Origin of the sequence: Variovorax sp. VNK109 (assembly GCF_049445855.1) — a bacterium.
Classification (GTDB): Bacteria; Pseudomonadota; Gammaproteobacteria; order Burkholderiales; family Burkholderiaceae_C; genus JAGOCV01.
The window spans coordinates 1-7,508 of the sequence record NZ_JBMSDV010000011.1 but is presented as its reverse complement, the minus strand read 5'-3'; the positions used below and the strand labels follow the sequence as shown (position 1 = coordinate 7,508).

6 protein-coding genes are annotated in these 7,508 nt (G+C 57.3%); all 6 read left to right on the top strand.

All coding sequences use genetic code 11. The features are described from left to right. The first annotated feature begins 945 nt into the window (after nucleotides 1-945). Nucleotides 946-1,344, top strand: coding sequence for a hypothetical protein (locus ACO2Q9_RS20605; protein WP_245598134.1), 399 nt, complete (start codon nucleotides 946-948; stop codon nucleotides 1,342-1,344). A 428-nt stretch (nucleotides 1,345-1,772) separates the two neighbouring features. Continuing rightward, on the top strand, nucleotides 1,773-2,942 hold the full coding sequence (locus ACO2Q9_RS20600; RefSeq protein ID WP_036596185.1) for an MFS transporter: 1,170 nt from the start codon (nucleotides 1,773-1,775) through the stop codon (nucleotides 2,940-2,942). Nucleotides 2,943-3,051: 109 nt separating this feature from the next. Then, nucleotides 3,052-3,777 carry a hypothetical protein gene (locus ACO2Q9_RS20595; protein ID WP_028604952.1) on the top strand — a complete coding sequence of 242 codons (726 nt, stop codon included), beginning with the start codon at nucleotides 3,052-3,054 and terminating at the stop codon, nucleotides 3,775-3,777. 364 nt (nucleotides 3,778-4,141) lie between these two features. Further along, a complete protein-coding gene (locus ACO2Q9_RS20590; RefSeq protein WP_194013091.1) occupies nucleotides 4,142-5,389 on the top strand; it encodes a Rieske 2Fe-2S domain-containing protein in 1,248 nt (415 codons plus the stop codon). Nucleotides 5,390-5,427: 38 nt separating this feature from the next. Further along, nucleotides 5,428-6,414 carry a Bug family tripartite tricarboxylate transporter substrate binding protein gene (locus tag ACO2Q9_RS20585; RefSeq protein WP_194013092.1) on the top strand — a complete coding sequence of 329 codons (987 nt, stop codon included), beginning with the start codon at nucleotides 5,428-5,430 and terminating at the stop codon, nucleotides 6,412-6,414. Nucleotides 6,415-6,443: 29 nt separating this feature from the next. Next, nucleotides 6,444-7,343: a LysR substrate-binding domain-containing protein gene (locus ACO2Q9_RS20580; protein WP_194013093.1), complete on the top strand. Its 900-nt coding sequence runs from the start codon at nucleotides 6,444-6,446 to the stop codon at nucleotides 7,341-7,343. The last annotated feature ends 165 nt before the right edge of the window (nucleotides 7,344-7,508 follow it).

Here is a 7,508-nt window from a genome sequence, read left to right as displayed (position 1 = left end):
CGGGGAGTAGTAGTGCCGCTTGGGGCGCTGGGCGATCGTGTCGTTCGCCATAGTGTGCGTGATGTTCATCGTGCACACGATGCCTCGACACTGGGTCTATCTCAAGATGGGATTGCCGGACGCTTACCGCGAATCAACCAGAGCGCCAAGTCAAGGTGCCCCATCGATGCGCCTGCCGTCACCGTCCGGCCAGACGAAACGATCATTAGCGATTCATCTAGGAGTATGCGCGGATAGCGCTGCCGGAATAGCGGACCCAGCCACCAAGTGGTTGTAGCTTCACCGTCATCGAGGAGACCTGCATTCGCGAGCACAAATGTTCCAACGCAAGAAGCGGCAATCGCCGAGCCCGATGCGTGCCATGCTCGCAGTTGCTCCGCGGCGTCGAGGACGTCACGTCCCGCGAGCGCGGGCACCAAGCTATCGGGGGTTGTGGTGCTAAGTGCTGGGACAACCACCATATCCGGCTCGACGCCGAGTGGAATAGATTGAACGGGAATCCCAAGTCCGCGACCAGATCGCACCCTCTTTCGCACTCCTGCGATGTATATCTCGAGCACAAGGCACTACCGTACTGCTGCTTGGCAAACTTCTGAGGGAGCCCAAACGCATCGAGTAAGACTGAAACCGGTCTCGAAAGCGCTGTTCAAGAACAAGAGCAAATATCTACATGGTGCAATCAATACAGAGTTGACCGGTTGCGACCCTATCATCTCTTCAGACGCCGAAAAGCAATTGATCCATGGATGGCGCGAACGATGCCAAAACTGTCGCATATGCCTATCTCTATCCATAACAACGAGATGTAAACTTAATCGTAGTGTGTCGCTATCAGTATCAAAATAGCCCACCGCGCCTCCTAGTTTCTAATTCCTTTGGCAACGACCTTAAGAACGCAAACTGGCGTTACAGGAACCGTATTATCAAAAATAAAGTGAGTGTCAATTGAAGCGTATCTGCATCCTACTGCTGGCCCTTGCGAGCTATCTGATCCCATTGACCTCGTCAGCTCAAGCAATACAACCCACTACGCCGACGACGAAAATCCTTGCCGTCGGCACTATCAACGCGGGAAGCGAGCAGTCGAAGGTCCTTGCCCTCATGCCGAACGAAATTCGCGAAACGGTCAATCTTTACCTCGCTGGCCGGATCGATCAGTGGTATTCGCTTGCAGATCGGACTGGTGTCGTGTTTGTGCTCAATATGACCGACCTTGAAGCGGCGCACGCAATGCTCGAGCAACTTCCTCTGGGGAGGGCGCACTACATGAGTTTCGACCTCTTGCGGATCGGCCCCCTGAACCCGTTGCACTGGCTGGCGGGCGTTGAACCCACCAAGAAATGAGGATTCGCACGTCGCGTTGACGACCACAGTGCGCAGCGACGAGTGGGGTCATCCACCTCCTTCTGAACGGCGCACTGACAGTGGGTCATCGCACAAGCGGGTATCGGAGCTAGTTCCCAGTCGCTTCCTATCAGGTTTCGTGCGGCCTGATTTCCAACAGGCAAAGGCGCGGATGCCGCGGCACCACCGACAGCGATATTTCCGCGTAAGCGATAGCGCAGCCTCGCCGAAAGGTCGACATGGATTCCGCCTAGCGCGTACCAGTAGATATTTTGTCGCCATTGAGTGGAAAGTTGGCGTTTCCGCCCCTTCGTCGAAGCTGCTTGTACTTCTACATTCGCTCAGGCACTCCGGCGTCCCTGGAGCGCAGGTCTCGGGCATGCACGGGGCTGCAAGTTCAATCAAATCAGATTAAAGACTGGCTCATCGTGGATCGTCGTCTCTTGTTTCTCGCCCTTGGCATGTTCGCGCTTGGCACCGACAGTTTCGTCGTGGCCGGTGTCCTTCCGCAGATTGCCCACGGATTTGGCGTCAGCATCGGGGCGGCTGGACAGATGACGACGATCTACGCGCTGACGAACGGAGCCTTAGCTCCAGTGATCGCCGCATTTGCCTCAGGCGTTTCACGAAAAAGGTTGTTGCTGACAGGACTTGTCATCTTCGTCCTAGCCAACCTGGGCACGGCAATCGCTCCGAATTTTGCCGTTGCGATGATCATGCGAGCTATCGCCGGTGCAGCAGCTGCCATGTTTTCGACAACCGCAATCAGCTCAGCGATGGTCATCGTGCCTCGAGAGCGGCAAGGTGCAGCAATCGCCGTCGTGATCGCCGGGCTATCCATATCGACCGCGCTTGGAGCACCATTGGGAGCGCTCATTGGAGGACTAAGCGATTGGCGTTGGACGATGGTCTTCGTCGCAGTTCTTGCAGCCGCTTCCGCCGCCGGCGTCGGCGCGTTCTTGAAGCAGATTCCTGTGCTCCCGCCTGTCTCATTGTCTCAACGGCTCGCACCTTTGGCGGACAGGAGAGTGGGATTGACGCTGGCCAGTACCTTTCTGTTCTTTACCGCCGCCTTCACAATCTACACGTATCTCTCCGTAGTATTTCAAAGGGTTACCGGCGGTAGCACCGCGATCTTGAGCGGGCTCCTCGTGCTGTGGGGCGTCGCGGGAACTGTGTCGAACGTCCTGGTCGGCCGATGGGTAGACGCGATTGGAAATCGGAAGGTGCTCGTAACGATGCTGACATTAGTCACAGTGGACTTCATTCTCCTTCCTTGGTCCAGTGCGGCGCTCTGGAGCTCAATCATTGCGATCGTTGTTTGGGGCTTCTGCGGTTGGGGGATGCTGGTCCCACAGCAACACCGCATCGTTGGCATAGCCCCAACCATCGCACCCGTGGTGCTCGGCCTCAACAACTCTGCCACCTTCCTCGGGACCACTGCGGCGGGCGTACTCGGGGCGTTTGGCATCGACCTCATGGGGGTATCAAATCTAGGATTTCTCGCAGCGGGCTTTGGCGCAGCCTCGCTACTATTTGCGGAACTGGCAGGCAGGGCGATCCACTGGACGAACCTGAGACGCGAAGCGACAGCTTAATATATCTAAGAGTCTGTTATAGCTTTCAGTAGCATTTAGAGCAAGCTATAGTTCGCCCTATAGTCCTGACAATTTTACGTGGCCCGATGGCCTATTTTGGAATCTAAGAATGAATGATCTTCTCAAAAAAATGCTGGGAGCACACGGAGGCCTGGAACGTTGGCAGACTATCCGAAAGATAAGCGCCGACTTCTCTCCTAGTGGAATTGCACTCGTGGCGCGCGGCCAAGAAGCATTCACGAAGATGTCTACGCGCGTCGATGTCGACACACGAGCGCAAAGGGTGAGCATTTTCCCGTTTATTCACCTGAATCAGAGAGCCCGATACGAGCCCTATCGCACGCTTGTCGAATCGAGCGATGGTCGGGTACTTGAAAAGCTTGAGCGCCCACGCGCTTCATTTGGGAACTCGGCAGCAGGCGCGAAGTGGAGCGCAAACCAACTAGCTTATTTTATTGGCTGCGCTCTTTGGACGTACTTCACGCTCCCGTTCTCGCTTGTGGGGCATGGCGTGATAGTGCGCCAAGGCGAGCTGTGGACAGAATCGGCCGAGGAGATCTGGCAAACGCTCGAACTTACATTTCCCGAGGCATACGCCACCCATTCTTCGCAGCAGACTATATACATCGACGCATCTGGCTTGATCAGGCGGCACGATTACTCCTTGGAAATCGCTGGGAATAGCAAGGCCGCGCACTACCTCTTAGACTATCAAGTGTTCGACGGATTCGCGTTTCCTACCAAGCGGCGTATTTTCCTGCGGGATGAACGTCGGCCATTGAAGGACAGACTGGTCATCCAGGCGGACCTCGGAAACTACGAACTTACCTACTGAGCCAAGCCAAACGTCTTCCTCGTACCGCGACCACCGACGGCGCGGGTTGGTGTTGCCGATTTCGGGCTTACCTAGTAGTTTCTCAGATCGCCAAGCCCTCAAAAGACTAGCCGCCCGTGACTTTTTTCGGTCACCGAGGTATGGGCCTGGTTCGCGGCAACGAACTCCCGGACAGGAGGTAGCTGCTCTCGGGACGAGACGTCGCGAGTCGGACCGACAAAAGATGGCATTTGGGTGACGCCGCCGGCCCGCAGGTGGCGTGATAGCTTAGAGGCATCGCTTGGATTAACTTGTCCAACTAACGCCGCCAAGGCCTCGATAAGCTTCTTGCACCTCGCCGATCCTCACCCCGAAAGGTCTCCACGTGCGCGACGACAACTTCATGCTCACCCAGACTGCATCCGACACCCCTGTCGGCCGATTGTTCCGACATTTTTGGCTCCCTGCTCTCCTGTCGAGCGAGCTGCCACGGCCAGACTGTCCTCCGGTTCGCGTCCGCATCCTCGGCGAGAATCTGGTCGCGTTTCGCGACAGCGACAATCGGGTCGGCTTGCTCGACGCTCACTGCCCGCATCGGCGCGCTGAGTTGTACTATGGGCGAAATGAGCAAGGTGGATTGCGTTGCATTTATCACGGCTGGAAATTCGATGTGAATGGCAGCTGCGTCGATATTCCAACCGAGGAGAACGGCTGCGAGTTAGCCAAGAGCCGGCCGGTGGCTGCGTACCCGGTGATCGAGCAGGGGGGAGTCGTTTGGGTCTGGATGGGACCGCCCGAACGGCAGCCCGCTCCGCCGGAATTCGACTTCTGCACCCTTCCCCTTTCACATGTGTACATATCAAAATGTCTGATGAAATGCAACTACCTCCAGGCACTTGAAGGAAGCATCGACTATTCGCACATCTCCTTTCTGCACAAAGAATCCGCTGGCGGTGCCGATGTCTTTGGGATTGGGGAACTGATCCGCTTCGCCAACGATGACGGGAAGCCCACGATATCCACTACCCCTACCGCCTACGGTATGCGAATCGCCGCGCGCCGAAATGCTGGGGACGATGCCTATTTCTGGCGGATCGCGCGCTGGCTTGCACCTGCCTTCGTGGTTGTGCCAACGGAAGTTGGCAATGTCTGTCGCGCCAATGCTTTTATCCCAATAGACGATGAGAACTGCTGGTGGTACCGCATCCGCTACCACCAAGACCGCCCGCTCACAAAATCTGAGATTAGCGGGTACAGCGATGGTGCGTTCGACTATGCCGAGCTCATACCTGGCACATTCAATCCTCGTGGAAGCCGGGAGAACGACTACCTTCAGGATCGCGAAAAGCAGAGCAAGTCATTTACGGGAATCCCGAGTGCGCAGTTGCAGGATCTGGCCATTCAAGAGAGCCAGGGAAAGATTCATGACCGGAGTCTCGAGAAGCTAGTCAAGTCGGATTTTCCGCTTGTACAGTGCCGCCGGACATTGCTTCGGTTGGCGAGTGAGCTTGAACAGGGGGCTGCCTTTGCTATGTCTTCCGACGCAGGCCTATTTCGCGGCAAGGCATATGCGACAACTCGCCCGCGTGACCTGCCCCTAGAGGCGATACTCGACGAGCTTCAATTCGACTGACTATGTCGGACCCCCACAGGGATTAAGAGGAGACACAGATGAACTTCGACTCGTACGTCCGACGCGTTCTTCGCAGCCTGCTGGCAGCGTCCTTGGTCGCATCGGGCATATCCGTCTATGCACAGCTGGCGTCGTCACGCCCGGTCACCATCGTGGTGCCTTTTCCCGCTGGCGGAACACCCGATCTCGCTGCACGCCTGCTGAGTCAAGGGATGTCGATCGCACTCAACCAGCCGGTCTTGGTCGATCCTAAGCCAGGCGCGAACGGCGCAATAGGTACCGCCTATGTCGCGCAGGCCGCATCCGACGGCTACACGTTGTTGCTTGCTACCCTGAGCCACGTCACCAATCCCCTGCTGCAGGCCGATGTTCGCTGGAATCCCGTGGCCGACTTTTCCGGGGTCGCGATGCTTGCCACCGCGCCAGTGGTCGCGGTTGTCCCATCCTCGCTCAAGGTCGAAAGCCTCCGCGCTTTCGTGGCGCTTGCGCGCTCTAAGCCTGGCAAGCTCAACTACCTGATGCCCGGACTGGGAACATCGATGCACCTGAACACGGAACTGCTCAAGCGCGCGGCCAATATGGACATCGTCGCGATTCCGTACAAGGGGACGCCACAGGGACTGCCGCAACTGCTGCAAGGTGACCTGGCGTTCGCAATGCTGCCACTCTCCACCGCTTTGCCCTACATCAAATCGGGCAAGCTTAAGGCGCTGGCGGTCGTTGCTGCGAAGCGACTGGATTTGATCCCGAACGTGCCTACACTGGCCGAGGAAGGCTACTCTCAAGCGCAAGTTCTTTCCTGGTATGCGCTACTCGCACCGGCTAGAACCCCGGGACCTGTGCTCGATCAACTCAATCATGCCGCTGCACAGGCTTTGCGGGATCCGACGATCCAACAGCGCCTCGAGGATCTTGGCATCTATCCCGAGGCAGCAGGATCACCCGCCGAGGTCGACAGGATGCTGAAAGCGGAATCGCGGCGATGGGAGGCTTCCTTCGTGGAAATGAAGCTGGAAAAGCAGTGATGCACTGCCCCGCGACTTAGGAGGCATGCTTGACGCTTCAGCAACTCCGAGATTTTGTTGCGTCGGTCGAGCACGGTTCCCTAAGGCGGGCGGCCCATGCGGAAGGCAAGAGCGAAGCCTCTCTGTCCAAGTCTATCAAGCGGCTCGAGATTTCCGTTGGAACCGAGTTGCTGCGCCGCGGCGCTCTCGGTATATCGTTGACTGAGGCCGGGAAGGTGCTGCTGGCTCGCGCCCAACTCATCTTGTCCGAGGTCGAGCTGGCCCAATTAGAGGTCTCTCCGGGTGGCAAGGGACAACGCTCGGTCTCGTTCGGCGCGTCTCCGCTCGCCGGGTTTTTACTCGCGCCCGCCGCCTTGCGCGAATTCCGACATCGCCACAGCGGAGTGGTCGTCCGTTGCGCAAGTGGTCCGTATTCCCGACTCGTGTCGGAGTTGCTGACCGGCAAGCTCGACTTCATCGTGTGCCCGATGCTGGACGGCGTAGTGGATACCTCGCTCGATACTCAGGTCATTTCGCGGCATCAATCAGTGATAATTGCTCGCGTGGACCATCCACTTCGAGGCGCCACGCGACTGCGTGATCTTTCGAATTGCGACTGGATCGTATGCGGGCCTTTGGAGCATGGCGACTCGAGCCTTGCTTCTATGTTCAGAAATATCGGGCTGCCGCGGCCCCATGTCGCAATGGTCTGCGAATCCTTCGTTGATGCCGTTGCGAATGTCGCGGACTCCGATCTGCTGGCACTGTGCCCACCGGCAGCAGATGCCGTCGGACAAGGCAAGGTAGCTTCAATCGCGGTCGTCGACCGGCAACCGATCCAGGATGTCCTGCTCATGCGCCGCCGCGACAGCATACTGTCCGGCTCGGCATTTGCTCTCTATTCGATCTTCGAGAAGGGCGCTAGCCCGCGACCGCCATCGAGCCACTGAGAATAGGCAACACGTGTTCATCATTTTTTGCGCCGTTTAGGGGTCTCCTCGTTTTCAGTGCAATAAGTGACGGTACGAAAAGCTAGCACTGGCGCGGAGGTGGTGTTGGTAGATCGTTGATTTCATTGACTTTCCTGTTCACTTTCAAATCTGCGATTCGTGGCG

Coding starts and splice junctions, on each gene's coding strand:
- ACO2Q9_RS20595 (WP_028604952.1), top strand. CDS start 3,052: ATGAATGATCTTCTCAAAAAAATGCTGGGAGCACACGGAGGCCTGGAA.
- ACO2Q9_RS20585 (WP_194013092.1), top strand. CDS start 5,428: ATGAACTTCGACTCGTACGTCCGACGCGTTCTTCGCAGCCTGCTGGCA.